The organism is Paenibacillus sp. UMB4589-SE434, from assembly GCF_030226685.1.
Taxonomy (GTDB): Bacteria; Bacillota; Bacilli; order Paenibacillales; family Paenibacillaceae; genus Paenibacillus_B.
The window spans coordinates 1,620,007-1,645,712 of the sequence record NZ_JASOYK010000001.1; the positions used below are offsets into that span (position 1 = coordinate 1,620,007).

A 25,706-nucleotide genomic window follows, 5' to 3' on the forward strand; every position below is an offset into this window, starting at 1 on the left:
ACACTTATCTTGTGCATTCATTTTGTTATACTGAAATTAGACACAAGTAATCTACAACAAATTGTGAAGATAAAGGGTGAAGTATGGAATGGCTTTTGGCATCAATAGACAGGAACTCATCCAGTGGAAGCAGGACGTACTACGTGGTGAAATTGCGTATCTTACCCACTATTGGTTGGATGATCGCTATCCAGGCATCACTTCCGTCACAAAGGTTGGCTGCGCGGACATCATACGTTTACAGGAATGGTGTGTCAAGCACAAACTGCCGGTTCAATATATCCATAATCGAATTCCCTTTCCTCATTTTGATCTGATCGGAACACGTCAAAGGCCTATTCTTGAACAAGAAGGTCAATGGGGGCAGATCAAGCGCTTTAACTTATAAAATGTGTTGAAATCCATCATTTTAACATTCAAGCAGGACAAAGAAAACGGTCACAACAGATGTTTGAACTGCTGGTGACCGTTTCCTGTTATCATCAAAATGGTTTGTCTACCAACAAGTCCTTAAACCCCGTTCGCATACTGCTGGATACGTGCTATGCGCTCCGGCTCATGTGCGATCAGCCAATTATCGTGGCGTAAGCATTCGTAACTCCGAGCAAAGTAACGTCTTGCTTCTTCCTTGCGATGCAGCATAAGCAGGCATTCCGCCATCTCTTCATACACATATCCATCTGGCGTACTCGTTAACTCTGTTTCTGCCAGCAAGGCTTGCTGAATTACTAGCGACTCCTCTACCCGCTTTAGCAGGCGCAGTACTTTCGCCACACACCATCTGGCAATAAACAGTGCACCCGGTTCCCCTTGAGACTTGCGAAATTCTAAAGCACGCTCAAATAGGTCAAGCGCCTCATCAAGAGCCCCCGTCTCTACCTTTGCCCACTCGATATTGTTATACAAAGAACCCAACCATTTTCCGGCTTTAGGACTCTGTTCCGCGTGAGACAAAGCCTTCATGTTCCATGCCAGACGTGTCTCCGGGGTGGACTCGGATATTCCCAGCATATGTGCCGCATCAACCGCGTAGTAATCCTCTTTAGCCTGAACTCCTATTTCCCAAGCTTTTAGAAATAATGGAATTGCCTCTTCCTGTTGCGAGGAAGAATTATAGACTCTGCCCCGTTCCAACAAATAACGAATGCGGGCAGTATCGTCTGACTTAGGCAGCTGCGCTTCAACTTGATCAAGCGTTTCATGGGCGTCTATAAATTTTCCCTGCAACCCCTGCGCGCGTGCAATCTGAGTTAATAGCGCAGCCAAGTAGCCCACCTCTTCAGAACTACGAACCTGTTCCAGCTTGAGCCTGAACTTCTGCTCTGTTGCGTCCGGGTGCTGATAATCCCACATTTCGTCAAAATCGTACATACGTCACGCTCCAAATTTGTAGAATTCTGCTCTCTCATTTTAGCATTTTTGATTACGATCTTGATTACTCCGCCTTGTTTCCTACTTTTGGATCAGGTACATATGTCTTTTTATGTTCTGGATAATGGACGTCCGTGATCATTCCTGCAGCGGCATGATGTAGATCATGGCAATGGAACATCCAATCTCCGGGATTGTCTGCTTCAAATGCAATCACATATCGTTCACCAGGCTTAACGTTCAGTGTATCCTTAATCAGAGGCGAACCTTGAACAACTGTGCCATTTTTACTCAATATCTGAAAAAAGTGCCCATGTAAATGCATAGGATGATCATCTGACTTCGACTTATTCACAAACGTAACCTGCACTTTATCACCTTTTTTCACCCTGATCTTGTCTGTATTTGGAAATGTATTTCCGTTAATTGTGTAGACGGTGCTCCCATTAACAACCTTAGTGTCCAGATCCATCTGCACGTGCTGATCAAACGTTGTTTCCAATGAAAACACGTTATTCGCCGTGGCGCCGTATTGAACAAGGTCAAGCAGTGGAAGATCAGCAGCAGTGTTGGATGCAGATATAGGAGAATTATCATTTGTATAATGAATGACAGCCCTCATGCCAATTACCGCTTTGTTGATTCCATGTGCCTCTAACAGCCAATTACCCGGATTATCTGCCACAAATTCAATATCATACCTTTCCCCAGGGGCAATGGCGATTACCTGATCCTTCACTACTGCGGGACTATTAATAGCTTGTCCATCCGTTGCAACAACTTTAAATTCATGGCCGTGCAGGTGGATACGATGAGACAAATAGCCTGCATTTATGAGCCGAATGCGGATCTTTTCGCCATGCTTAACTTGAAGCTGAGGGATGGAGGCACCGCTTTTACCATTTATCGTGTACAGGTCGTACATACTCATGTCATGCTCGGCAGATTCTGACTTATCATTCGTTTCTCCGTGTGTCATGCTGCTATGAGCTGTCTCATTCCCCGCTGAATTTTCAGCAGAATGAGGCTGATTGTTGATATTGCCGTTAACCATACTCATCCATTCATCAAGCACAAGCGTATAATCCCGGTCATAAGACTTACGCACATCCTCAACGACAATTGCGCCATATAGCCCTTTATCAACTTGATTTACGCTGTCCTGATGCGAATGATACCAATACGTTCCAGGCACAGTCGCCTTAAATTCATATACGAAAGAGGCTCCGGGCACAACAGCATCTTGTGTCACACCAGGGATTCCATCCATCTCGTTAGGTACGGGGTATCCATGCCAATGGATGGAGACAGGTTGCTGCAGCTCATTTTTCAAAGTGACCTTCACGGTTTCTCCTACTTTCACTCGAATCTCAGGACCCGGTATACTCCCGTTAAAAGTCCAGACCGGCAGTGTAATTCCCGCTGTTGCCCGCAGGTTGGCAGGCTGCGCAGTAAGTATGACCTGTGTACCGTCAACTCGTTGAGGTGCCTTGGCCAATGACCCTTTATCGGGTTCAGTGCCAGGCTTCGGCATCCCGCCCTGACGGCCCCTCTCCTGCGTAGAACCATGATTCATCTTGGAGTGATCCATCTGATTCATCTGCTGAGCCTCGTCATTCGTTGAACAGCCTGAAACCAATAGGGTAGTAAGAATTATGATTGTTGTCCATCTCAATAGTGTGCGTTTAGTCATTGCTTTGTCTCCTTTACTTCGATCTCTGTTAAGGAGTATAACCACCAATTGTGTACAAATCGTGTAGACGCGTCAACGCTAGCACAAACTCACAAATTCCAGTCAGCCGCAGCAACGTATCTACCGTTAGAGCAAGCACAGGTTAGTTCATCATCACCCTACAACCTTTATGCAAATTTGTTTGTAAGGTGTCTCACGTATGTCTTGATCCTTTTCGACTCACTTCCAACTTGTAAATTTTGCTGCATAAGACGCTCTGGTTGGCTGCAATGTCTGAACAGCAAAAAGCCCCATTCGCACTGCTGGATCTTCTACACAGCATGATGCGGATAATGGGTTCTCGTTACTACTATTAAACTGCACAAATCTAAAAAAAGGAGACGATAACATATCTATCGTCTCCAACAGTTTGGTCAATGATTAAAGCGAAAGTAATAATCTAATTATCCCTAGTGGATTAATCAATTTTAACATTAACTTCACGGAATCGTCAAGGTTTGTTCTGACTGATATCTCCTAACTTATCGACTGCTTGACAGGAGTTAATGCTTTATATTTTATTAGGAATTTCGTCAGCTGGCAGTTCACCATCTGCCCCTATGTAATAATGCCTAATTGGCTTCAGCGTGACATCATCCAGCTCATATACGAGCGGAACGCCAGTTGGTATATTCAGATTTGCGATACCATCACTTGGCACATCGTCCAGGTACTGGACAAGTGCTCTGATTGTATTGCCGTGGGCCGCAATAACAATCCGTTTGCCGGCATGTAAATCTGGCAAAATATGCATGTTCCAATACTTGATTACACGTTCCTCTGTATCCTCCAGATTCTCTGTTAATGGAAATTCTCCTTTGACAAGCTCTGCATATTTAGGATGTTCTGCTTCATACCGCTCATCATCCATCTCTAAAGCCGGAGGTCTAACATCAACAGATCGGCGCCAGAGATGAACTTGATCTTCACCATACTTTTCTGCCGTTTCTGTCTTATTTAATCCTTGAAGCGCACCGTAATGGCGTTCATTCAACATCCACGTCTTGGTCACAGGAATCCACACAAGATCCATCTCATGCAGCACAATCCATAACGTTCGTATCGCTCGCTTCAGCACGGAAGTATGAGCCGTATCAAAGATAAAGCCATTTTGACGTAAAATAACCCCCGCCTGCCGTGCTTCATTTAAACCTTGCTCTGACAGGTCTACGTCTGTCCACCCGGTGAATCGATTTTCCAGATTCCACACGCTTTGACCATGACGAATAAGTACAAGTTTAGTAGTCATCGAGCAAACCTTCTTTCTATATCCTGCCGTATGAACAGCTATAAATCTCTATATATCTATTATACCCGTTTAGCCTGAATAGGAATCAATATCCCTTATCCAAATCAACTATATTGATTAAGCCTTCTCCACGGCGGTACAGATTCAGATTGTGTTCAAATACGGATATGCAGCGAGGCAAATACATTTTGGATATCCCCGAAATATGCGGAGTAATTATACAATTATCAAGCTGCCATAATGGTGAATGTTCTGGCAACGGCTCCACCTCAAACACATCCAAGTACGCACGTCGTATGCGCCGATCTTGAAGAACGGCAGCAAGTTCCGTTTCCACTACAATTTCGCCTCTACCCAAATTGATTAGTACGGCATCTTTCTGCAGCAGGCTTAGCCTTTCCTTGTTAAACCAATGTCTAGTCTCTGCTGTTAAAGGAGCTACCACAATAACATAATCTGCGGCTGGAAGAGCTTGATCAGCCATCGTATATGGATACACTTTTTCAAATCCTAGTACGCTCCGACCTGTATAGTTAACGCCGATACAGGTTATGCCAAATACGCCAGCTTTGCGAGCGATCTCTTGCCCGATGGCACCAGTGCCAACAATGCATAGCGTCTTGCCGTGCAATTCACTGATTTCCAGCTTGCGGCTCCATTCCGAACGCTGTTGATGCCGATACATCGGTACAAATTGCTTCGACTCTTGCAGCATGAGTCCGATCGCAAATTCAGACATCGGCACAGCATGAATGCCGCGTGCATTCGTCACGGTAATATTCCGCTCGGCTAATGTCCGCAATGGCATTTGGTCCACGCCTGCGCTGAACACCTGAATCCAACGAACCTGTTTCAATTGATCTAGCATCGCAGCTGTAATATCCGTACCATAAGTAATTACGATTTCTGCCGTACCTAACGTATCTTCGTATTGCTCTATCGGATTAACGATGTCAATCTCATCCTGAGGACATAACTGCTGTAAACGATTCATGAATTCAGGCCGTAACGGTATAGATGTAACGATATGCATGCCCTAGTCTCCATTCCTCTTATTTATCCGTTTGATCCCATAATATAGCAATCCTAACAATATAACCGATATGCACAATTTAAATAAAAGGTCATTTGTCAGAAAAGCTTCACCCACCATTGTCTCGATGTAAATGGAAGGAGCTTTGCCCACAAAAGTTACGAGTACAAAATCTGCAAGCCGCATGCTGGACAGAGCGGCAACCGCATTAACCAAGCCGGACGGCATAAGCGGAATAAGTCTTGCGACAGCAATAATCGCCAGCTGCCGTCGCCGCGGCGCTTGATTCAACCTTTGCAGCCATCCCCATCTGTCCGAGTGAATAAATGGCAGGCGCGATAAACCTTTACGATAGAGCAGTATCGTGATGCCAGCTCCGATCGTTTCTCCAAGCAGAGAAATAATAAATCCGTACCCTGTGCCAAATACAAGTACGTTAGCACCTGTTAAAAATACGCTGGGGATAAATCCGGCAGCACTAATCAGCACATTCATGAGCAGGCTGACTACAATAGCCCATGGACCAAAGCTGCGCAGCCAATCAACCGTGCTGTTTATATCCAAACTATGCAGCATCTTTTAAGTTTCCGTCTCTTCCTACAAATAATAGAACACACCTTGCCTTATAAGTCTTATTATAGCATAATGCCCCTTCTCTACTTCTTTCAGCATGCTATCTCCCCCAGCTAGCAACATCAGGCGACATTCGAAGCAGCAGCCCTATTTAGGACAGGAACTTAAAATTAGACCAACTCTTCAACCGCCACCTGATACAACAAATTCCCTGCACCGAACAGCACACGGTTTTTTCGGAAGTCTTGTGTAGTCGCCACGAGTGGCTTTGCTTGTTCATTTAAAAAGTGTACCTTGCACCCTTTGGTCAAAATCCCCGGTTTTTCATTTTTCTTGAGCACAAACGTTCCGTGTTTCCCATAACCGCCGTCGAATAAAAAGTGATAACCATCCGTACAAAACCCGGAGGAGCCGGAAATTCCCGGGTTCATAAAGGTGACCTTGGCTTGCTCGTGTCCGCCAGTGATACAGCCTAACGAGAAGTCCGTATAATAATAAAACCAGATCTCCTTTTCATTAACCGCGTTCAACGCATAACAATCGGCAATATCCGCTGTGTGATTTTCGTATATTTTATTGCCATGCTCATCCCAAGCCAGAAGGCCGTACGCGCCAATGGGGTTATTCCAACCGTAATTCCCAAATACGCCCTCATCGAAATAACTGGTCCAAATGGTATCTTTCTCTGTCACCTGAACACTTTGAATCCCATCTCCAAGTAAGAACTCTCGAACGGTGTGACCTTCATAATCACACACTTTGGCGTTCAAATCATATTTGCCTTTGTCATAGTAAGTGCAGCGCGCTCCGACCAACAGTAGATGATTCTCGAGAGGCTGTACAAAATGATAATTATAATACTGGCCCCAAATCACCACTTCGTCGATATGTTGATCCGTTACGATTAGGACCTTGTAAGTATACGTTTCCTTTAAAGCCGCTGGGACGAACATGCCACGTTCGCGTTCTGGGATCTGGTTTATGAGCAGGACATATACGCGTCCATCTGCACCGAACTGTGTTGATATAATCTCAAAACCCTCAACATGTGCTGAGATATCAACAAAGGGCTGTAACGCCACCGTTTTATTTAACATGCGAATTCCTCCAAAAAAGGTTAGTTATAGACAATATCTGAACTCGTTAACAACATTATGTATGTATAAAATGCATCTGAACATGGCGGAAGTATGGCAAAGTAAATAGCGTTAAATCATGTCAGGCTTCGTTAAAAATGCTGCGGCTGCGCATGAACCCCAGTTCTTCTTAGACATAAAAAAACAGAGCAGATGAGTCTAAGTCCCACCATACTCTGTATCTTTGATGTCTATTCCTTAAAAGCCTTACCCTCAGTTACGTTATCTTCTTATGCACGACTGGGTGTTCTAAATTCTGATTCCACGCCACCCGCTTGTACAACAGTGAACTGTTATTGATCAGTGTAAACATGCTTGTAGGCGACATATACTTTTGGAGCTCCGGTTTAGCTTGGTTGAAGTAGCTACCGATGGAGAAGGCAATGAAGAAATCTCCCCAGTTATCATAAGCTGCTTGAATCAATCTGGCTGCTTGCACTCTATAGGCCCAGGACTCCTCTTCTGTAAGCATGCCTGCAGCCTGACCCACTCGACATAGGGCAATGACCCATGAAGCACCATAGCCAACAATGTTGCCGGAAGACAGCTGATGCAGACAAGTATGAACCAGCACCAACTTCGCATAATCCTCATGGCTGCGATACGACTCCAGATATTTGATGCGCGCCTTCTCTGACAGCCCATTCAACTGCGCATGGAGTAATTGATATTCTAGACAGAAATTGTTTCCTAGCAGCACATTGATTTGGCTCTTCAATTCATCAGCATTTGATATATTCCAGTGTCTGAGTACCTTGGAGATTTGCCCCTTGCTGGACGCGAAAAAGTTCGATGAGAATTCATGTATAACAAAATAGTTCCCGATTGCCCCATTGAAGCAATTAGCCGATAGACAACGGAAATAGAGATCCAGCTTATACTTCTTTATAGATTGATAATTTTGAAACATAGGGTTGCCCTCCTACCATTAGGTCAACAGCAAATATGTAGTTCGAATGGCCTTCCATGTCCGCCACAGCATAGCCCCTACCGCAACATATGCGGGCAGAGACCCAAAACCAATAAAAAAGCCACTAGCAGCATAGATGAACAGGAGCAGCCAATTTAGCTTCCAGAGTAGAAGGAAAAAGTCCAATATCCGATATCCCATAACATTTAGTGTGTTGTTAAAGGTTTTCTTTCGAGACTTCTGTGAATGTAAATGTTTGTTGCAAAGAGCCATCATAACAGCATAATATCGGAAATGGGCCTTGTTTGAGTCATGCTTTATCGCCCATGCTCCCTCTAGTTGATTTAGGGCGATACGACATTCCATAGCTAGACATATTACATCCTGCGAGTCCGGAACATGCTGAAGCAGCAGTTCAGCATCTTGCTGTGCTTCAATATACTTTTTCCAGTTGAACAGTAATCGTCCCCGCAGCAAATAAGCTTCCCATTCCTTTGGATTATAACTGATCACTTGATTGAGAATATCCAGTGCTTCATTAGACGTTCCATTCATTAGGGCTAATTTGGCCCGCATCAGTTGCAGATCCGGGTCCTCCTGAAATAACTCATTTGCCTGAACCAATCGCTGTTGGGCATCCTCCAATTGTCTTCTCATGAGAAAAAACTGGGCTTCTTCTCTAAGTCTCAGGTAATCATCAACGTCACATTCAAGCTGCCGATCTAGTAAACATTCATATCCCAATTCCAACGCACCGCTAATTTGTAATGTGATATACTCGATCACATCGTTATCATAGCGCTCCTGCATATACTCGAAATTGTTACTCAGCTCAAACATGGAATCAAGCATGATCCATACGTCAAGCGGCATGTATCGGTTCTGGGTTAAAAAGCGAATAAGCACATCAAACCGCTTCTCCACAGACCCCACATCCCACATAAAATCTTCTTTCGTTAATGTTTCCCATTGCTGTGGGTCTACACGACGACTAAAATCCCTATAACGTTCATGGAGCTCCTGCCAAAATAACTGAAGTGGATCAAGACGCAACTTCGCTAGAGACTCATCTTCAACATCGTCTTGGGATCCATAAACCATATCGTCAATGATTTCGGGTTCCATTACAGATGACAATAGCGAGACCCTATTCAAACGATCTGAATCTGACGCAGCATCTTCGACAAGCATAGGAAGAGCTATCTCTGGTCTGGATCGCCCTCCGGCAAAGTGCTCCGGTTTGCCAGCCTGCTTCATCGCTGCATCGTATGCCTCCCTAAGCCGCTGATACTCTTCTGGATTATCTTCGGGATGATAGATGCGGAGCTGCTTAGCATAAGCTTTCTTAATAACAGCCTTATCGTCAGTCGGGTTTATGTCTAACATTTTCCAATTTATCACGAGAAGTAACTCCATCCTTCCATCTGTGCAAGCTGCTCCTTGTACCACTGAGCTACTTTTTTAATTATCCGGTCGTCTTGCGTATGTAGTGCATCCTCGAATTCCTTTAGACACTTCGCAATAAATTCCCTCCGCTGACCAAGTGACTCCTCATATAGCCGTTCTCCTTTGGCAATAAGCAGCCTGTTCTCCGTTCGATCCCGAGGGTGAATCTTAATACTTGCAATCTCTAGCAGACGTGCTTCAATCTGTTCCTTGCTCATTGCCCCCACATGCTGTTCAATGATCATCTGCTTCTTCTCACCTGTTGCCACGCTGATAACCTCGACCTCAAGAATACCGTTAATATCATAAGTGTAACGGACATCGATACGCTGTTCTCCTGCTTTGCCCGCCGGAACACAGATATCCATTTTACCAAGCTTCAGATTGTTCTCAACCAGCCTACTCTCGCCCTGGTACACATCCACGTTCAACACTTTTTGCATATCATAAACAGTGCACAAACGCTCCACCCGGCTGACGGGAATAGGCGTATTTCGTTCGATAATCGGTAAATAGTGACCGCCGCTTAGCTTTCCTTTTGCTCCTTCCTGTATCACACTAGTACCCAGTGTATAAGGACAAACATCCGTTAGAATGATTTCTTCCAACGCCTGATTCCGCTCCTTCAAGGCAGCTTGAATGGCCGTCCCAAGTACAACAGCCTCATCCGGATCAATGGAAGCGTACGGCATCTGACCAAACATCCGACCAATGACATGCTTCACGAGCGGCATTCGGGTTGCACCGCCTACCATTACAATACCATCCAAATCGGAGGGCAGCAGTTCTGCGTCCCGCAGCGCGCGCTCTACCGGTTGGCGCAAACGGATAAGGAGAGGCTGTGCCAACTGCTCAAACTCTGACTTGGTTATGTGAAGTATAAGTTCCCGTTCCTCCATAACCGTGCGTATGCACCCTGCAGTTTCAGAACCTAGACTGCGCTTGCATTGTTCCGCTTGCTTGTAAAGTGAAGATGCAGTTTTATCATCAAGCTGTTCCAGCTTAAGCTGATGATGCTGAACAAAATGAGAAACAAGCAACTCTGTAAAGTCATCCCCACCCAGATAATTGTCGCCGGCAATGGCTTTGACGTCCATCACGCCCTCAAACAGTTCTAAAACGGACACGTCGAAAGTTCCACCACCGAGATCAAAAACCAAAAACCGCATCTCCTCCTGCCCTTGGTGCAGGCCATATGCCAGAGCCGCCGCTGTAGGTTCGCTAATCAGACGCTCCACCTTCAAGCCAGCCAGTTCCGCTGCTTTTTTGGTCGCTTTACGCTGGGCATCATTAAAGTAGGCCGGGACACTAATCACCGCTTCATCAACTGATTTTCCAAGATGAACCTCGGCATCTTCTTTTAACGTTCGCAAAATGAACGAAGACATTTCCTCCGGTGTAAACTCAAATGAACCCAGCTTATATTTTTTCTCTGACCCCATAAATCTCTTAAAGGAAGCTCCCGTTAGATGGGGGTGTGTAATTAGACGTTCCTGTGCAATTCTTCCTATCAATATTGCTCCATTATCATCAACACTTACAACAGAAGGCGTCAATCTTTCCCCCAAAACATTCGGGATCAGCGCAGCCTGTTCACCATCCCAGTAAGCAACCAAACTGTTTGTCGTTCCCAAATCGATTCCAATCATAAGCTCATTTAGCCCTCTTTCAGCATTGGAATAACACAACTTAACTAATACTATATAACAGAACTACAGAAAAAAAGTATGAACTAATGTTCATACTTTTTCCATCTTCTCAGCTTTGCACGAAATGTCTTAAATGGCGCAGCAGAATTAATATGAATCCATCTGGACATAGGCCAGTTCGTCTTCTCCCCTGTCCATTTACGAGCCCCTTGTGTAAATAGTTCCTCCTCGCTTAATGTGTCTACCCAGCAGAGCCACTGCTGCTCCGCCTGCTGAAGCAGCATGCGCAGCTCATTTAGAGAATAGCTGGCATAAGCTGCATAAAAAGAACTGTATAACGCACCGAGTTGATTCCATTTATAACCAGGCGCTGGCATGTGCACTTCTTGCCCCGATCGCTCAGCCTTCTCCCAGCCCATAACCAGGTCAAGCCAACCGAGCTGATATGCGATTATTTGTGCAGGTGTTTTGTCTACTTCCGGAATCAGCACATCCTTTTTATTATTATCAATGTCCTCAAATTCCTGATCCAGCAATAAGTATGCAGTATGTATAGCATTTGTTAGTGCCTCTTTAGACGGATAATCATAGCTTGCCATAAGTAAGCTCCTTTACAACGTTTATGGTTATCGTAGCATACAGTTGTGACACCCCTATGACAAGTTACACAACCTATTTGCAATCGAGCGTAAACTAGCGCTGGGCTTGACATAGCACAGAGTCCACATGTGCCAACGGGATACGAGCAGATTGCTCAAAGTATAGAACATATAAATTATAGATGGTATACTCAGACATGAGTGCCATGTTAGAAGATTTCATTTATGATATCCCAACCTAAATATTCTTCATAAGAAAAGGTGCCCTCATGCCAACAATTCATTTATCCGCCCCACCACTGCCTCATTTCATCAATAGCGGTCATCGTATTATGCCACCAGGGAACAAGCCGCCTGCCAGACGTCATATCGATCTATTTCAATTAATCGTTGTCCGACAAGGATGTCTGTATATCGGAGAGGAAGAACAACACTACGAACTATCCGCTCAACACGCACTGATATTACTTCCAAACAAATATCATTTTCCTACAAGTGAATGCCAGGAAGAGACCTCATATGATTGGATTCATTTTCAAACAAAGGGCTGCTGGACGTTGACCAACACAGAACATGCACCACCGCTACAGATTGACTCGTTCACTCCCAACACGCAGCCAACCGACACCGGATTAGAATATCCTGACATCCCTATCTTTGCGCAGCAATTCCAACTGCGGCTGCCGCAGTTCAGTGCTATTGAGCAGCCTGATCCATTTATTTCCCTGTTAAATCAGCTCTCGTCACCCCTTCTGAACGATCACCTAACTCTCAATCGGTGGCAGCAGCAGCTACTCTTTCAACAACTGCTCTTACAGCTAGCCAGCACAGGCGAGGCTGTAGGTCACTCATCCGCTTCCGAATGCGCTGTACTAGCGGCGACGTACTTGCGCGATCATTATCAAGAGCATATCACCGCAGAGTTGCTGGGTGAGAATATTAACTTTCATCCTGTTTATATTGCAAGGTGCATGCAGCGGCAGTTCGGCTGTTCTCCATTTGAATACTTGCAAAAATATCGAATTGAACAGGCCAAGCTGCTGCTCTTGCAGACCGATGACTCAATTGCTAGAGTAGCCGCTTTAGTTGGCTTTAATCAAGCTGCTTACTTTACGGCATGCTTTGCCAAGCTTGAAGGCATCTCCCCCCGCCAATACCGTCAGCGCTTCATTTGACAATCATTTCAAGGAGCACTACTTTCACACTCTCGCAAAAAGCTATATAATACAGTTTGTGTGCTTGTCATTATAGAAGGAATGTATGTAGGAGAGTGAATCAGCTTGAATTGGTGGGAAACGTTTGTCGCCTTTATACTAGGCGTCGTTGAAGGATTAACGGAATTTGCTCCGGTATCTTCAACGGGACACATGATTATTGTGGATGATTTTTGGTTTCAATCGAAAGACTTGTTTTCTCCAGAGGTAGCAAACACCTTTAAAGTAGTTATTCAGCTTGGGTCCATTTTGGCAGTCGTTGTTGTATTCAAAGACAGATTTCTAGATTTGCTTGGACTTAAGCGTAGACGTTCACAAGATGCTGTCCAACTTGGACGGGGTGGACATCTCAATCTTCTGCAAGTCTTGGTTGGGCTTATTCCGGCAGGTGTGTTGGGTGTACTTTTCAACGATTACATTGACGAATATTTGTTCTCAACAAAGACCGTTGTCATTGGTCTCGTCATCGGAGCAATTCTGATGATCGCAGCAGATTGGTTCCGTCCTCGAAGAGCAAAAGCAGAGACAGTCGATCAGATTACCTATGGTCAAGCATTTGGGATCGGACTCTTCCAATGCTTAGGATTGTGGCCTGGCTTCTCCCGCTCCGGATCAACGATATCGGGCGGCGTTCTACTTGGTATGAGTCATCGCGCTGCATCTGACTTTACGTTTATTATGGCCGTGCCGGTCATGGCGGGCGCTAGCGGCCTGTCACTTCTGAAGCACTGGGAGAACTTCACGTTGGATTCCCTGCCATTCTTTATTGTAGGCTTTATCAGCGCATTTATTTTTGCTCTAATTTCAATTCGTTTCTTCTTGAAACTGATTAACCGCATTAAACTGGTACCTTTTGCGATTTACCGTTTGGTGCTGGCTGCCATAATTTATTTCGTCTTTATTATGTAATGACGTGTCATTGAACAAAGGGGATATCCCACAGTCATCCAAAATGACTAGAGGGATATCCCCTTTACTGTACATGTGTGTCGTGAATAGAAATGCAATCCATTACATTCGAAAGCATATCGTCTATCGTGTAATAACACCATCAATGAGCCCGTAAGCCTTGGCGTCATCCGCGCTCATAAAGAAATCGCGGTCTGAATCGCGCGCAATTTGTTCCAGCTGCTGCCCCGTCCGTTCAGCCAACAGCTCATTGATCTTTGTGCGTGTCTTCAAAATCCATTGCGAGTGAATATGAATATCACTTGCTTGGCCCCGCGCGCCGCCCAGAGGCTGATGGATCATGACTTCACTGTTCGGCAGGGCGAAGCGTTTGCCCTTCTGGCCGCCTGCCAGCAGCACCGCTCCAAAGCTGGCCGCCATGCCGATACAGATTGTCGACACATCCGGCTTAATATGCTGCATTGTGTCGTAGATAGCAAAGCCCGCTGTGACAGAACCGCCGGGGCTATTGATATACATTTGGATGTCCCGGTCCGGATCATCTGCAGCCAAAAACAGCAGCTGGGCAACGATGGCATTCGACATCTGATCCTGAATCTCATCGCCTACGATGACGATCCGATCCCTGAGCAATCGCGAATAGATGTCATAGCTGCGCTCCCCGCCCTTGGACTGCTCGATTACATAAGGAATTACCCCCATATTACATCCCCCTTCACACTTCGTCAGGCAGCCATCAATAATCGCGTTGAGTCATCTGTTTGTGGAACTGCTCGATAGCCTCGTACAGTTGGCGACACCCTCACTTGGCTTGCTGCATACGTATGGCTAACAAGTTCATCCTGAATAAGGGACAACAGCCGCTGGGCGTCCTCTTCCATAATCGCTGACACATACGCCTTCAGCATTTGTTTATCTTCCAGCTCCTGTAAACAAACGGCCTGCAGCACGAATTCAGAGTCATCTTCACGAATCGAACGGACAGCAAGACGTGCCCGATTAAGCAGCGACTTGATTGCACCTTCAGTTCGTTTCAACATGGAAGCCACTTCCATAGTGGAATAACCCAGCACCTCACGCAGCAGAAATACAGTACGTTGAAGCGGCTGTACACGCTGTAGAAGCAGGGCAACAGCTAACTCGATATCCATCACTTTGTCGCTCGAGCAGGAATTCAGCTGCATCTCGTACGCAAGCAGTTCTACCTTCCCCTTTGACATGTGATACCTTCGGCGCTGATCTGTCCACTTGTTCTTCGCAATCCGCAATGCAAACGCGACAGGACTAGGATGGCCCTCGTTCCCCTGTAAAACAGGCAGCATTTTCAAAAATGTATCTTGCGTCAAGTCTTCTGCATCCCAACGAGAACCCGTTAGTCCCGTACAGTAGCGAAAGATGACGGATCTCATCTGGCCCCATTCGCCCACAGCCGCCCTCTCAGTCGATTCCACTTGCTGGTGATGAGTCATGTGCAGGCCTCCTATGACCTTAGAATTAATGGATACACCTTATTAACGATTGACTTCCTCAAAAAGATACGCGCAGCGTATATCATCGCATCACTATTCACTAAAACCCCTGAAATTAGCCATACAGCAGGGAGGGGGAACCTGGAAGCTGGCTAAATCTCTTCTTGTGAGGCATGTGTATGCTGCTCTAACTTTTCAAACAGCGCAGCAAACGTCTCAAGCTCCTGTGGTGTAAACACCGATAAATAACGAATAAACACCTCACGCGAAGCTTGTCGTGTCTGATCCAGTATGTGGCTGCCGTTATCCGTTAACGTAATAATAACCGCTCGTCTATCCTGCTTGTCCATCTGACGCTCGATAAAGCCGCTTTGCTCCAAGCGGTCTAACATAACCGTAGCTGCGCTTGGCTTCACGTCCATCCGCTCTGCAAGCTTGGCTACCTTGGCAGCCCCTTCCTCATCAATTAAATTAAGCAAGTAAAATTGAGGCCCTGTAAGGCCCATCTGCTTATGCTCCATCACTTCCGAGGACATTTTCCGCTGCGTGCGCCACATGGACATGCCGATTCGGTTAGCGTAATCCTGTATATCGTCCATCATATATGTTCCTTTCGATTATGTTATCGCTATTATATGTATGCCCTGAAACAAATAAATCATTTAATATTTAAATTGTAAAAATAATAGCTGCGACAGTCAATGGGTAAACATCATAGGTAACGGAAAACGAATTCAAGGAGTATGTGGACCTGTTCAAGCAGTTGATGCAATTAAAGATGAAGATCACCGATGAAAATGGGGTCAAACATGAGGTAAGCAGGGACCCATCAAATCTGGATTTGGTCCCTTTTTCTCGACCAAAGGTAGTACCTGCGAAGCTACTACCAGGGGTGTATTCATGCGGTGAGTTGGATTATTCATGGGGACGAAGAGCATAAACATGATTCCTTACGTTAACGAAGAACGATAGTTAAACATAAAGGGAGTCAAAAACTTTATTTTCAAGTCCTAGTCTGTAACTCCTTTTTTACGGGGCAGTCTATAACTTATTTTACAGTGGCTGATGATTTTGCTATTCAAAAACTGCTTAGAATCAACAAACTCGATCTAATACTATATTTTCCTTTGACAGATGAATAATTGGTATAATCCTCATAATTAAGGAAAATATACATCTCGAGCATTGGACAAAAACTTATATCCTTAAATCAAAAAGTCCGCTGACTATGCGGACTTTTATGTTACAAATCTATTTTTTCTTCAAATTAATTTTAAATATATCACCCGCCTTCCCGCCAAAAACGATCATCCCACCTTCAGGTAGTACTACCGAATGTTTGCTCGTTACCTTTGAAAAGTTCACAACCATTCCATTCGCGTCATAAACGGCAAATCCCCCACTTACCGGAGTCTCAACGTTCATGACTCGATTGGCTGATTTTCCATCAATTTTATACCATACAGCCTGACCATTGGATGGTATGTTGCAAAATGAATCATTCCCTTCATAAATGGGTTGAATCGCATCTTCTCTGATGTAGGATTGTCCATCGATCACTAAATGTTCTGCATGGTTCACGTTATAGAAATTCAAATCAAAAGTGTCTCTTCCCTTCATAATAGGAATACTCATCACATTTATTGCTTTATTCTTATCAACAATTTTAGTACCGGATGCGTATCCATGGTTGATATCAACGGATATATTTTTGGCCACCAGTGCTTTAGTAAGATACATGCCTGAAGTTATCTTTTCATCCAAGGCGTAGTAACTTTTTCCATTTCTATCTTCCCATACCGTTTTAGTTGCCTGATTTAGAGAATTAGAATCTAACTTTTGATATTCATACATCACCATAACCGTTTGACCTAATCCTGGAATATTGATGTAAGCGTTAAGCTTTAAATAGGTTTTTCCATTCTTCGGTTGGTCAAAGCTTAGAGTTACATTCCCATCGTTGTTTTTGAATTGTCCATTGCCCGTATATACATATTTTTGAGGCGGCAGCAATCCATTTCCTAGAACTGGTAGATCAATCTCTCCGTTCTTTATCCCCAGATTTACCGTTTTACCTACGGTACCGTATAGTCCAGAGTAAGCAATCAAATCCGATGGCATATCCACTTTCAATGGAGCTTCAAATGTTTTTTCAGGTAGGATCTCTTTAATGATGCCCTTGGCTCTTGCATATTCCAATAGAACATTAGATGCAAGCATACTATTGTACAAAGAACTCCCGCCTGATGAAAGCACAGCTATAGAAATATCATGTTCGGGTAGGGTAGTCAAAGCAGCGTGATACATTAACGTATCTCCACCTTTATATAATGCGGTTATTCCGTAATCACTAAACGGCGCTAAACGGACGGCATCCCAACCAAGACCATAATTAACGGTGTTTGTCTCTTCAGAAACCCACACCCCTTTTCTATACTCATGACTTTGCATGGCCTTTGCTGACTTCTCGGATAAAATATCTGTTCGATTCCCGATTAAGACTTCTGCGAACTTACTTAATTCCTCAGCTGTGGAGTAGATGCCCCCTGTCCCAAGGAGATTGGCATTCTCAACAGGTAAAGACTGGTCGATCCCAGGAAAATAAGTTTTTGTGAGCCTGTCTCTATCAAATGAATCACGTTGTGTTTTGGTTGAGGTTAATTGAAGAGGTTTGCTAATATAGGTTGCAAGAAATTCGCTATAACTTAAACCGCTCACTCGTTCAATCAAGAGTTCAAGCAGCTGAAAACCATTATTACAATATACCGAAAACTCGCCGGGGTTTGACTTTAAGTGTTCTGATTGTAATTTGATCAATAATTCATCATGATTTTTCGCATCATGATCATCAAACAATACACTATTCGCATAGTGACTACCGTAAATTCCTGAAGAATGATTCATCAACATGCGTGGCGTAATCTCTTTATATCGTTCATCTGCCATTTTAAAGTCCTTGATATACGTGGTTAGCGGTTTATCAATATCAATTTTTTTAGAATCAGCTAGCATCATCGTTGCAGCAGACACATACGTTTTACTTACCGAGCCAATTCCAAACATGGTGTCTTTGGTGATCGGATTTTTGGTCGCTTTATCGTATACACCAGCGCTATCGGATAGAACAATGGATCCATGATCCATAATTGCATATTGCAACCCACTTACACCATAATCGGACATGATCTTCGAAGCCAGCTCCTGTGCCTTTTCCTTTACAGTATCATGGTTCGTTAGAGCAAAAGCAGGGGTGACCGGTATTGCAATAAGTACAGCGGTCATGAATACAGAAACCATCTTCTTCATTAATAATTCCTCCTCGAATTCTTTCTAGATGTGACTTGCTGAATTCAGCATACAAGGAAGAAGGCTGTTTTATGAAAAATCACCCTGAAACGAAAAAAACAATCCCTAAACAACATGTTGTCTAAGGATTGTTCGTTTAAAATGGCAGTAGGACCATATTATGAAATACGTTATGTTTCGTTTCAATGGTCATATGACCACCGTACTTGTCGCAGATTCTAGCTATGTTTGTTAATCCAATACCATGAAATTCCGGGTTTGGTTTGTGGCTGTATAATTGGGCAACTTCATTCTCCATATGATTCAAGATGTGAATGAGAAGGGTAGACTCAGTAGAATGTATTTTGATAAGCATGTACCTATCTTCTGCGATTTTCAACTTTTTAGAAGCTTCTATTGCGTTATCTAGCATGTTTCCAATGACAACACATAAGTCATAACGGTCAATATGGACTTCTTGTGAACATAAGTTAAGCTTCGTATCTATTCTTATGCCATTGGCTTGTCCAATATTAAGCGTATTCGTGACAAGAGCATCGATAACCAGATTCCCCGTATTCACCCGGTGATAGGCTCCCTCGACTTTATTTAATGTCGTCTTAATATGTTCCATGGCTGCTGATAACTCATTTCGCTTAATACACTCTTCAATATACAAAAACTGTTGATTCGTATCGTGAATGATTCTTTTAATGGATTTGAAGCTGTGAACGACTTTTTCATAATTCGCATCCTGATAGTCCATCTGATGTTGCAACTGAGTATTCTCATGCATGAATTGAAATTTATCAACGATATGATCAAAAATATAGACAATCATAACGTTTAAGAAAAGAAATCCAATAACGGAAATGAAAGAATAAACGTCTTTATAAGTTAGAATACTCAGCTGGTAAACACTTACGATAGGAATAACTAAGAATAATACGTAGTAACGATTATCTAAAGATAAACTTCTGCGTTTTGCAACTAGTCGTATGATCTGAATGATCGCAAACATGATCACACAACCGAGTATAATAGCTTTCGTGTTGGCTATTTGATCTTGTTCATTTACAGGATCAAAGCTAAAGTCAACTGAATCTATGGTATAAAAAAGATAAAGGGATATAAAATTAGTGAGAGTTATTAATACAGCGTAAAGTATTGAAAAAGTGAACTTGGTTTTAAATTCTATTTTATAAGATTGCGCAAAACTAAATATCATTAGCAAGGTGAGAATCGAAGATAAAATAGGAGTGACGGGAATAACGAGATATAGGTAATCGAGCAACCCAAAGATAATGAAGTAAATGAATCGGTTTTGTTTTTTAGCTGATTTATCAAAAATCGAGTTGAAGAAAAAATTAACTTGAACACCCATCAGAAGTACAATGCTACAGACAATAAGAAAATTATTTTGAATCATATCAATCGACCTTCATAATCATAAATTTGGTGTATACATCTTTAACCTCTTTAATTTTAGAACGGCCTATGGGTAATTCCAACCCATTGGACATGAGAACAACTCCGCTAGCAAACTTCCTCACATGAAGCAAGTTAATAATGATGGAACGATGGATTTGCAAGAAGTTACAGTCTTTTAAGGCCACAGCATAATCTGAAATGGTGCCTTTGCTTTCATATGTTTGGTTCGTAGTCGTAAAATGCAGTTTGCTTTTTATGGTTAAACTCTTGGCAGCTTCAATACTGATAAGTTCATCATATTTTAATACGACTTCTTCATAGCCTGACTTGATGACCATATACTTTTTATTAAGTGCTTGAAAGTATTGGTGCAGCTTGATGATTTTCTCTTCCAAGATTGAGGGGGCAATGGGTTTTATCAAATACTGGAATGTCATGACGTCAAAACTTTCCACCATATATTGAGGGTAGCTTGTCAGAAAAATAATTTGTTCATCCAGGTTATTTAACCCTCTTATTTTATGGGCTGTTTGAATCCCGTTTATCCCACCCATTTCAATATCCAAAATTAAAATATGGAATGGAGTTTCATGGCACTCATAATAGGATACCAACTGCTCTCCAGAGCCGAATGATTCGATTTCAAAATCGATATTTGTCTTTATCGACAAAGTAATCAGAATGCTTTTAACGAGTTCTCTTTGTTTGTCTTCATCATCACAAATAGCCACTCTATACATAAATGATACACCTCGTTCCATTACCTTTGTTCTAAAACTCTATTATAAACATGATACAACCGTTTGACATTATATAGATAGATTTTGGATGAAATGCAAATTTGAATCCCTTAACGTGATGAATGCCTAGAGACTTAACCTAATTTGTCTCCAAGTGGCTGCAGCGTTACTTTTACCCACTAGATCATCGCCGAGCAATTTCTACCTTGCAAGTAATACCTTAAATTCGTTACCTACTTTGCTTCTCAGCAATAAAAAACGCAATCTCCTGTTCTGGATACAGAATGCATTCCAGATTAAATGAGTCCAATGCTAAACCATGTAGAGTTATCTAGGATCGTATCGTCTAAGTCCAAACTATATATAATCAAATCGTCTCCCCTATTGAGAGCGTCGGCTGCTCCTCCGCAGTTAGTGAAACCATACCTATACTTACCATTAACATCACACCAAGTCTTGAATAAATTTCTTTGTTTATTCCACTATTCTGCCCGTAAGTTGAGAAAATGCAGCCGATCACAAGAAGCCGGCTGCATTCAACTGTCTTTATTTAATTATCGTGTCCCTGATTGATTCAAATGCTTCTAACTGCTGACCCAAATGGTCATTAAGTTCGTATTCAAAAACCCCATCGCTGCTTTCGATGATTAAATTATTGGAATCAGAAAAGATATAAAAAGAGACCTTTGCCCTCGGCACAGTTTGGCTATAGAAACGCTGGATTTCGTTAAAATTCTGAAGTATGATACGTTTCACTTAAGGGGCATATCTTGCGAAAAACACCACAAGAAAAACGAAAAGACACGTAGTTTTTGCTACTAAAGTCAGGCCATATCCAAAGCTTTAAGATGTTACTTGGACACGGTGTTGTCCCTGACGCATTTCCTACAAGTTGAACCTCTTAATCGATTCCCTTAATTGATTGGACATTTCGGCTTGTCCCTCCATGGAATGAGTGACTTTATGCATCATCTCATTCATTTCACCTAGACTTTCCTTCATTTCACTGGTATAATTTGCAGCCCTAAAAGAGCTTTCGGCAACACTTTCAATGACATTTTCAATGTCCTCTACGGAAGAACCCATTAATTCCGTAGAAGTATGTACTTCCTCAGAAAGCGACAGAAAGGCTTGTGCATCTCGCTGGTATTGTTGACCAGTCTGGATAAGCAGTTCATAGTCTGCTTTTACCTCCTTGTTCATATAGTCCAATATGTCCTGTGAGCTCTTCCCCAGTTTTAGGAATGCATCTTTCACTTGAACGACCATTTCATCAATATGAGATATGGCTTCAGTCGATTCGCCAGCCAATTTTTTTACCCTTTCGGCTACAACCTGAAATCCTTTCCCTTGTTGACCTGCTCTCGCTGCCTCAATGGAAGCATTTAGGGCTAATAGGTTGGTCTGTGAAGAAATTTCCTTAATACTTGCAGAAATAACATGAATCTCATCCACGATGCGCCCAGCATCAATGGCATTCCGAAGATTCTGCTGCTTCTCCTTATACGTTCGAATAGCATTCTCAAGGGAATGAACGGCCTCGACTTCCATTTGCGTTGCTCTTGTCCTTATAGCGCTAGAGGTTTCTAAGGAAGCCTTTACTTTATGTGATAATTCATCATTGGATCTAGTCATTTCAAGAAGGGACAACTTAGCGCGTTGTGTATCGTTTAACAAATTTGTCGCGTCTTGCGCAAGAATATGTGAATTCGATTGAATCCTTGCAATATTCGCTGTTGAATTGCGCGTTGCGTCCAACATTGCCGAACTAGATTGTTGTATGTTATTCGATGCGTTATCAATTCCCACCACTAAATTCTTGATACTTGTTGAGCCTGTATTTAAAGATTTACTTAACTTGCTTATATCATCGTTCCCCTTGAAGTATAGTTCAGAAGACAAATCGCCTGCTCCAAGCTTATCTGTAAATCTCGCAACCAATTGAAGTCTCCTTAGGATTAGTCGATCATACATGAATACAATAATTAGAACCAATATTAGTATGCTGAAAATAGAAGATACGTATAAGCCAATGTTCCCCTCCATAAAATCGTTTTGGATTCCTGCTTTGGCGATAACTTCCTTACCGGTATCCAATATAAAGTTAACGAACTTACCAATATTCGTACCAAGAATTTGAACGAGCACGATGGGGAAAATTAGCTTGAATTTAATGGATTCTAGCGTCCATTTCTTTAGGGTGACAATAATTTTCATAAATTTCTCCTCAATAAATGATCTAGATGTTAGAAATGATGGCTCCCCTTTCAGAACAATGTCATCAGAAGAATAATCAGAGAACAGAAGCATGAGCATCGGAGAAATCGGCCGATGCTCCAAGGATATAGCCGATGGATATAAAAAAGGCACACCAAAACAGAGCCCCTGCGATCGAGTAGAGTAGGTATCTCCTAAGGCTCATAGCGCTCATACCTGCCAGATAACAAGTTAGATGCCGGAGACCCGAAATATAATAGCCTGTACATATTGCCCAGGGGCCATAACGCTCGAACCAACTTTCTGTTTTCTCCAATCTTTTTGTCGTGAGCCTGATCCATTTCCCATACTTCCACAGCAGCGGCTTGCCGAATTTCCGTCCAAGGGCGTAACTACACAGCATTCCAGTCATGGCCCCGAAGACGCTAACCGAAAGAGATAACGGGAAATAAAGCAGCCCAAGTGAAGAAAAATAACCGATAGTCGTCATTAAGCAAAGAAATAATTATTCGGCCATTTGAGGGAATCTTAATTCTTTTATGGTCATAAATCCTAGTGCCAAAATGTCATATGACATTTTGAGGTGTCTTGGCATTGTGAGTGACTCAATGAAACTTGTTAATTGGTGACGAATAGTAACTTGTTGATATGACATGTTTTTTGCCATACTCGGTTCAGCCAGTTGTTACGAGGCAAATACATTTTGAGGAGAGACCATTTATGAACAAAAAGACTCGCACCATCGCGGCTCTACTATTATCCGCTATGGCAACGACTGCAATTATCCCACCTAGCAGCCAGGTAGCGGCTGCCGCGACAACGTCCACAACTAATGCACCTGTAAATTTTAGCTTGGAGGGGCCCCGCAATGCCAAGGAAGTAGAGGCATTTGTAAATAGTGTTTTTAAGGACCTGATGAAGAAGCATAACGTACCCGGTTCTAATTTCTCGCTCGTAGCCGATGGGAAAGTGTTAGTAAGCAAAGGTTACGGTTATGCCGACAGAGAAAAGAAGATTCCCGTTGATAAAGACACCGTTTTCCAGATCGGCTCTGTTACCAAGCAATTCACGGCCTTAGCTGCTATGCAGATGGTCGATAAGGGGAAAATCGATTTACGAGGCGACATTCAAAAGTACTTAGGAGGATTGAAGATTCCGAATACAACGGGGAAAAAGCTGACCATGTATGATCTGCTTACCTATTCAACCGGATTTGAAAAGCCCGATATCGCTTCGTATTATTCAACGGAATATGTTAATAAAGAATATCCAATAAAGGATTTTCTTAAAACACATATGACAACGGTTGTGAGACCTCCGGGAGAAACTTACGTTTATGACAATTTTGGGTTTTTGATAGCGGGGTATGCGGTAGAGAACGCCTCGGGAATGCCCTATTCGAAGTATATGGAGAAAAACATTTTCAACCCGTTAGGCATGACCTCAACGAGTGTGCGGAATACGCCCGAACTAGTAGGCAGAATGGCTGCTCACTATTCACTGAAGGGTGAGAGGATCCCTATGGATGGAACAATGCCTACAGAAAAGCCTGAAGGTGGTATGATCTCAACAGCAGATGACATGGCGAAGTATCTCTTAATGCATCTGAACAAAGGAAAGTATGATGGCAAAGAAATTGTGAGCCAAAAAAGCATAGAGCAAATGCACACATACCAGTATTTTGCTGATAAAACGGTTCCTATTACAACAATCGGGTTCGAAGGCTACTTCCCTGAGATGATGAATGGTCAACATGTGATTATAAAAGGAGGAAATGTTACAGGGCATTCATCCCTGATTGTTATTCTGCCTGAGAAAAATGCAGCCTTTTATATGACCAACAATGACGACAACCCCTGGTTTAGCATTGAAGTGTATCAAGCGTTTATGAATCACTATTATCCAAAAAAGAAAGAGGTAAAGCCAACCTATTCGGCACTCAGTGAGCAGCAAGCCAAAGCGTATGTCGGATTATATGAAAACATTCGTATGAATAGTTTTAGATCTAAGGTTTCTTATTCGAACGGGCAACTAGTTTCGGAAACACCTTCAGGCAAGCATACGCTGAAGATGATCAGCCCTTCATTGTTCGAAGATGAATCAGGTAATAAAGTGACGTTTAACAAAAACGCAGCTGGCAAAATTGCATATATGTATGTTATGACTCTACCAGAGGCTGCTTCAATGGCAGAGAAAGTTAACGTTGATTCACCATTCTCTGATGTACCTGCGAGCAGCAAGTATAAACCATATATTAATAATCTCAACGCCTTGAAAGTCATGAGCGGGAAGTCTGTCCATATCTTTGATCCAAAAGGAACGATCACTCAAGCTGAATTCTCAGAAGTGCTGCTTCGCGCCCATGGGTGGTATAAACAGCCTTACATGATTGAACCCAATAAGAAGCAGATGGTAGCCGGACTGTCTAATTTTTATCCTAATTCTCCGATCACTAGACAAATGGCGGCGGTAATGATCCAAAACCTGAAACAGGTAGAGCTTAGAACGAAGATTAAACTGAATGGCAAAACGGACGCTTGGGCAGTTAAAGCCATCGAAGCGCTTGTATCCCAAGGGATCATGGACCCGGATACTAAGGTTAAATCTGATGGCTCCGTGAACTTCCGTTCAAAAGAGCTTTTGAAACGTCAAGAAGCTAGTGCCTTATTGGATCAAGCATTTAATTACTATGCTTTACCCATCCGTCACTAATGAATTCGTTTCATGAACTCTAGCCAAATTG

Annotated in this window: 22 protein-coding genes; 4 read left to right on the forward strand and 18 right to left on the reverse strand. The window is 43.0% G+C overall.

All coding sequences use genetic code 11. The features are described from left to right. Positions 1-88 precede the first annotated feature (88 nt). The gene (locus QP775_RS06520) at positions 89-388 is read left to right on the forward strand and encodes a hypothetical protein (RefSeq protein ID WP_239328679.1); all 300 of its coding nucleotides are present in this window, start codon (positions 89-91) and stop codon (positions 386-388) included. A gap of 122 nt (positions 389-510) precedes the next feature. Here QP775_RS06520 and QP775_RS06525 read toward each other — a convergent pair whose 3' ends face one another. From QP775_RS06525 to QP775_RS06570, 10 genes are all read right to left on the reverse strand, one after another. Beyond that, positions 511-1,371 (reverse strand): hypothetical protein, encoded by an 861-nt coding sequence (locus tag QP775_RS06525; protein ID WP_285104569.1) that lies wholly within the window; start codon positions 1,369-1,371, stop codon positions 511-513. 64 nt (positions 1,372-1,435) lie between these two features. Next, complete coding sequence (locus QP775_RS06530) at positions 1,436-3,064, reverse strand: multicopper oxidase family protein (RefSeq protein WP_285104571.1); 1,629 nt, start codon at positions 3,062-3,064, stop codon at positions 1,436-1,438. A 550-nt stretch (positions 3,065-3,614) separates the two neighbouring features. Continuing rightward, positions 3,615-4,352: a 2,3-diphosphoglycerate-dependent phosphoglycerate mutase gene (gpmA, locus tag QP775_RS06535; protein ID WP_285104573.1), complete on the reverse strand. Its 738-nt coding sequence runs from the start codon at positions 4,350-4,352 to the stop codon at positions 3,615-3,617. Between the two features lie 85 nt (positions 4,353-4,437). Next, entirely contained in the window at positions 4,438-5,385 is a 948-nt protein-coding gene (locus tag QP775_RS06540; RefSeq protein WP_285104575.1) for a D-2-hydroxyacid dehydrogenase, read from the reverse strand. Between the two features lie 3 nt (positions 5,386-5,388). Beyond that, positions 5,389-5,961, reverse strand: a complete 573-nt coding sequence (locus QP775_RS06545; protein WP_285104577.1) for a TVP38/TMEM64 family protein — start codon at positions 5,959-5,961, stop codon at positions 5,389-5,391. Positions 5,962-6,128: 167 nt separating this feature from the next. After that, on the reverse strand, positions 6,129-7,055 hold the full coding sequence (locus QP775_RS06550; RefSeq protein ID WP_285104579.1) for a hypothetical protein: 927 nt from the start codon (positions 7,053-7,055) through the stop codon (positions 6,129-6,131). Between the two features lie 256 nt (positions 7,056-7,311). Beyond that, complete coding sequence (locus QP775_RS06555) at positions 7,312-8,004, reverse strand: DUF1266 domain-containing protein (protein WP_285104581.1); 693 nt, start codon at positions 8,002-8,004, stop codon at positions 7,312-7,314. A gap of 18 nt (positions 8,005-8,022) precedes the next feature. Continuing rightward, entirely contained in the window at positions 8,023-9,405 is a 1,383-nt protein-coding gene (locus tag QP775_RS06560; RefSeq protein WP_285104583.1) for a J domain-containing protein, read from the reverse strand. After that, positions 9,402-11,099, reverse strand: coding sequence for a molecular chaperone HscC (locus QP775_RS06565; protein WP_285104585.1), 1,698 nt, complete (start codon positions 11,097-11,099; stop codon positions 9,402-9,404). The genes QP775_RS06560 and QP775_RS06565 overlap by 4 nt, the downstream gene beginning before the upstream one ends. 83 nt (positions 11,100-11,182) lie before the next feature. Then, positions 11,183-11,698, reverse strand: coding sequence for a ClbS/DfsB family four-helix bundle protein (locus QP775_RS06570; RefSeq protein ID WP_285104587.1), 516 nt, complete (start codon positions 11,696-11,698; stop codon positions 11,183-11,185). Positions 11,699-11,967: 269 nt separating this feature from the next. Here QP775_RS06570 and QP775_RS06575 point away from each other — a divergent pair, with 269 nt between their 5' ends. Together QP775_RS06575 and QP775_RS06580 are read left to right on the forward strand one after the other, a co-directional pair. After that, positions 11,968-12,873: a helix-turn-helix transcriptional regulator gene (locus QP775_RS06575; RefSeq protein ID WP_285104589.1), complete on the forward strand. Its 906-nt coding sequence runs from the start codon at positions 11,968-11,970 to the stop codon at positions 12,871-12,873. Between the two features lie 105 nt (positions 12,874-12,978). Next, positions 12,979-13,821 (forward strand): undecaprenyl-diphosphate phosphatase, encoded by an 843-nt coding sequence (locus tag QP775_RS06580; protein WP_239328084.1) that lies wholly within the window; start codon positions 12,979-12,981, stop codon positions 13,819-13,821. Between the two features lie 123 nt (positions 13,822-13,944). Here QP775_RS06580 and clpP read toward each other — a convergent pair whose 3' ends face one another. The 8 genes from clpP to QP775_RS06620 form a co-directional block, all read right to left on the reverse strand. Next, positions 13,945-14,523, reverse strand: coding sequence for an ATP-dependent Clp endopeptidase proteolytic subunit ClpP (gene clpP / locus QP775_RS06585; RefSeq protein WP_285104592.1), 579 nt, complete (start codon positions 14,521-14,523; stop codon positions 13,945-13,947). A gap of 23 nt (positions 14,524-14,546) precedes the next feature. Next, positions 14,547-15,290, reverse strand: coding sequence for an RNA polymerase sigma factor (locus QP775_RS06590; RefSeq protein ID WP_285104594.1), 744 nt, complete (start codon positions 15,288-15,290; stop codon positions 14,547-14,549). A 152-nt stretch (positions 15,291-15,442) separates the two neighbouring features. Next, entirely contained in the window at positions 15,443-15,889 is a 447-nt protein-coding gene (locus tag QP775_RS06595) for a MarR family winged helix-turn-helix transcriptional regulator (protein ID WP_239328087.1), read from the reverse strand. A 652-nt stretch (positions 15,890-16,541) separates the two neighbouring features. Further along, complete coding sequence (locus QP775_RS06600; protein ID WP_285104596.1) at positions 16,542-18,596, reverse strand: serine hydrolase domain-containing protein; 2,055 nt, start codon at positions 18,594-18,596, stop codon at positions 16,542-16,544. Positions 18,597-18,732: 136 nt separating this feature from the next. Next, entirely contained in the window at positions 18,733-20,004 is a 1,272-nt protein-coding gene (locus tag QP775_RS06605; RefSeq protein WP_285104598.1) for a sensor histidine kinase, read from the reverse strand. Between the two features lies 1 nt (position 20,005). Further along, positions 20,006-20,746 (reverse strand): LytR/AlgR family response regulator transcription factor, encoded by a 741-nt coding sequence (locus tag QP775_RS06610; RefSeq protein ID WP_285104600.1) that lies wholly within the window; start codon positions 20,744-20,746, stop codon positions 20,006-20,008. Between the two features lie 885 nt (positions 20,747-21,631). Further along, the gene (locus tag QP775_RS06615; RefSeq protein ID WP_285104602.1) at positions 21,632-22,963 is read right to left on the reverse strand and encodes a methyl-accepting chemotaxis protein; all 1,332 of its coding nucleotides are present in this window, start codon (positions 22,961-22,963) and stop codon (positions 21,632-21,634) included. 76 nt (positions 22,964-23,039) lie between these two features. Next, positions 23,040-23,453 (reverse strand): DedA family protein, encoded by a 414-nt coding sequence (locus QP775_RS06620; protein WP_285104604.1) that lies wholly within the window; start codon positions 23,451-23,453, stop codon positions 23,040-23,042. Positions 23,454-23,683: 230 nt separating this feature from the next. Between QP775_RS06620 and QP775_RS06625 the strand changes: the two genes are divergently transcribed. Next, positions 23,684-25,675, forward strand: coding sequence for a serine hydrolase domain-containing protein (locus QP775_RS06625; protein WP_285104606.1), 1,992 nt, complete (start codon positions 23,684-23,686; stop codon positions 25,673-25,675). The last annotated feature ends 31 nt before the right edge of the window (positions 25,676-25,706 follow it).

What these genes read in the sequence shown, in the direction of transcription:
- QP775_RS06520 (WP_239328679.1), top strand. Translation starts at nt 89, where the DNA reads ATGGCTTTTGGCATCAATAGACAGGAACTCATCCAGTGGAAGCAGGAC.
- QP775_RS06525 (WP_285104569.1), bottom strand. Translation starts at nt 1,371, where the DNA reads ATGTACGATTTTGACGAAATGTGGGATTATCAGCACCCGGACGCAACA.
- QP775_RS06530 (WP_285104571.1), bottom strand. Translation starts at nt 3,064, where the DNA reads ATGACTAAACGCACACTATTGAGATGGACAACAATCATAATTCTTACT.
- gpmA (WP_285104573.1), bottom strand. Translation starts at nt 4,352, where the DNA reads ATGACTACTAAACTTGTACTTATTCGTCATGGTCAAAGCGTGTGGAAT.
- QP775_RS06540 (WP_285104575.1), bottom strand. Translation starts at nt 5,385, where the DNA reads ATGCATATCGTTACATCTATACCGTTACGGCCTGAATTCATGAATCGT.
- QP775_RS06545 (WP_285104577.1), bottom strand. Translation starts at nt 5,961, where the DNA reads ATGCTGCATAGTTTGGATATAAACAGCACGGTTGATTGGCTGCGCAGC.
- QP775_RS06550 (WP_285104579.1), bottom strand. Translation starts at nt 7,055, where the DNA reads ATGTTAAATAAAACGGTGGCGTTACAGCCCTTTGTTGATATCTCAGCA.
- QP775_RS06555 (WP_285104581.1), bottom strand. Translation starts at nt 8,004, where the DNA reads ATGTTTCAAAATTATCAATCTATAAAGAAGTATAAGCTGGATCTCTAT.
- QP775_RS06565 (WP_285104585.1), bottom strand. Translation starts at nt 11,099, where the DNA reads ATGATTGGAATCGATTTGGGAACGACAAACAGTTTGGTTGCTTACTGG.
- QP775_RS06570 (WP_285104587.1), bottom strand. Translation starts at nt 11,698, where the DNA reads ATGGCAAGCTATGATTATCCGTCTAAAGAGGCACTAACAAATGCTATA.
- QP775_RS06575 (WP_285104589.1), top strand. Translation starts at nt 11,968, where the DNA reads ATGCCAACAATTCATTTATCCGCCCCACCACTGCCTCATTTCATCAAT.
- clpP (WP_285104592.1), bottom strand. Translation starts at nt 14,523, where the DNA reads ATGGGGGTAATTCCTTATGTAATCGAGCAGTCCAAGGGCGGGGAGCGC.
- QP775_RS06590 (WP_285104594.1), bottom strand. Translation starts at nt 15,290, where the DNA reads ATGACTCATCACCAGCAAGTGGAATCGACTGAGAGGGCGGCTGTGGGC.
- QP775_RS06595 (WP_239328087.1), bottom strand. Translation starts at nt 15,889, where the DNA reads ATGGACGATATACAGGATTACGCTAACCGAATCGGCATGTCCATGTGG.
- QP775_RS06600 (WP_285104596.1), bottom strand. Translation starts at nt 18,596, where the DNA reads ATGAAGAAGATGGTTTCTGTATTCATGACCGCTGTACTTATTGCAATA.
- QP775_RS06605 (WP_285104598.1), bottom strand. Translation starts at nt 20,004, where the DNA reads ATGATTCAAAATAATTTTCTTATTGTCTGTAGCATTGTACTTCTGATG.
- QP775_RS06610 (WP_285104600.1), bottom strand. Translation starts at nt 20,746, where the DNA reads ATGTATAGAGTGGCTATTTGTGATGATGAAGACAAACAAAGAGAACTC.
- QP775_RS06615 (WP_285104602.1), bottom strand. Translation starts at nt 22,963, where the DNA reads ATGAAAATTATTGTCACCCTAAAGAAATGGACGCTAGAATCCATTAAA.
- QP775_RS06620 (WP_285104604.1), bottom strand. Translation starts at nt 23,453, where the DNA reads ATGACGACTATCGGTTATTTTTCTTCACTTGGGCTGCTTTATTTCCCG.
- QP775_RS06625 (WP_285104606.1), top strand. Translation starts at nt 23,684, where the DNA reads ATGAACAAAAAGACTCGCACCATCGCGGCTCTACTATTATCCGCTATG.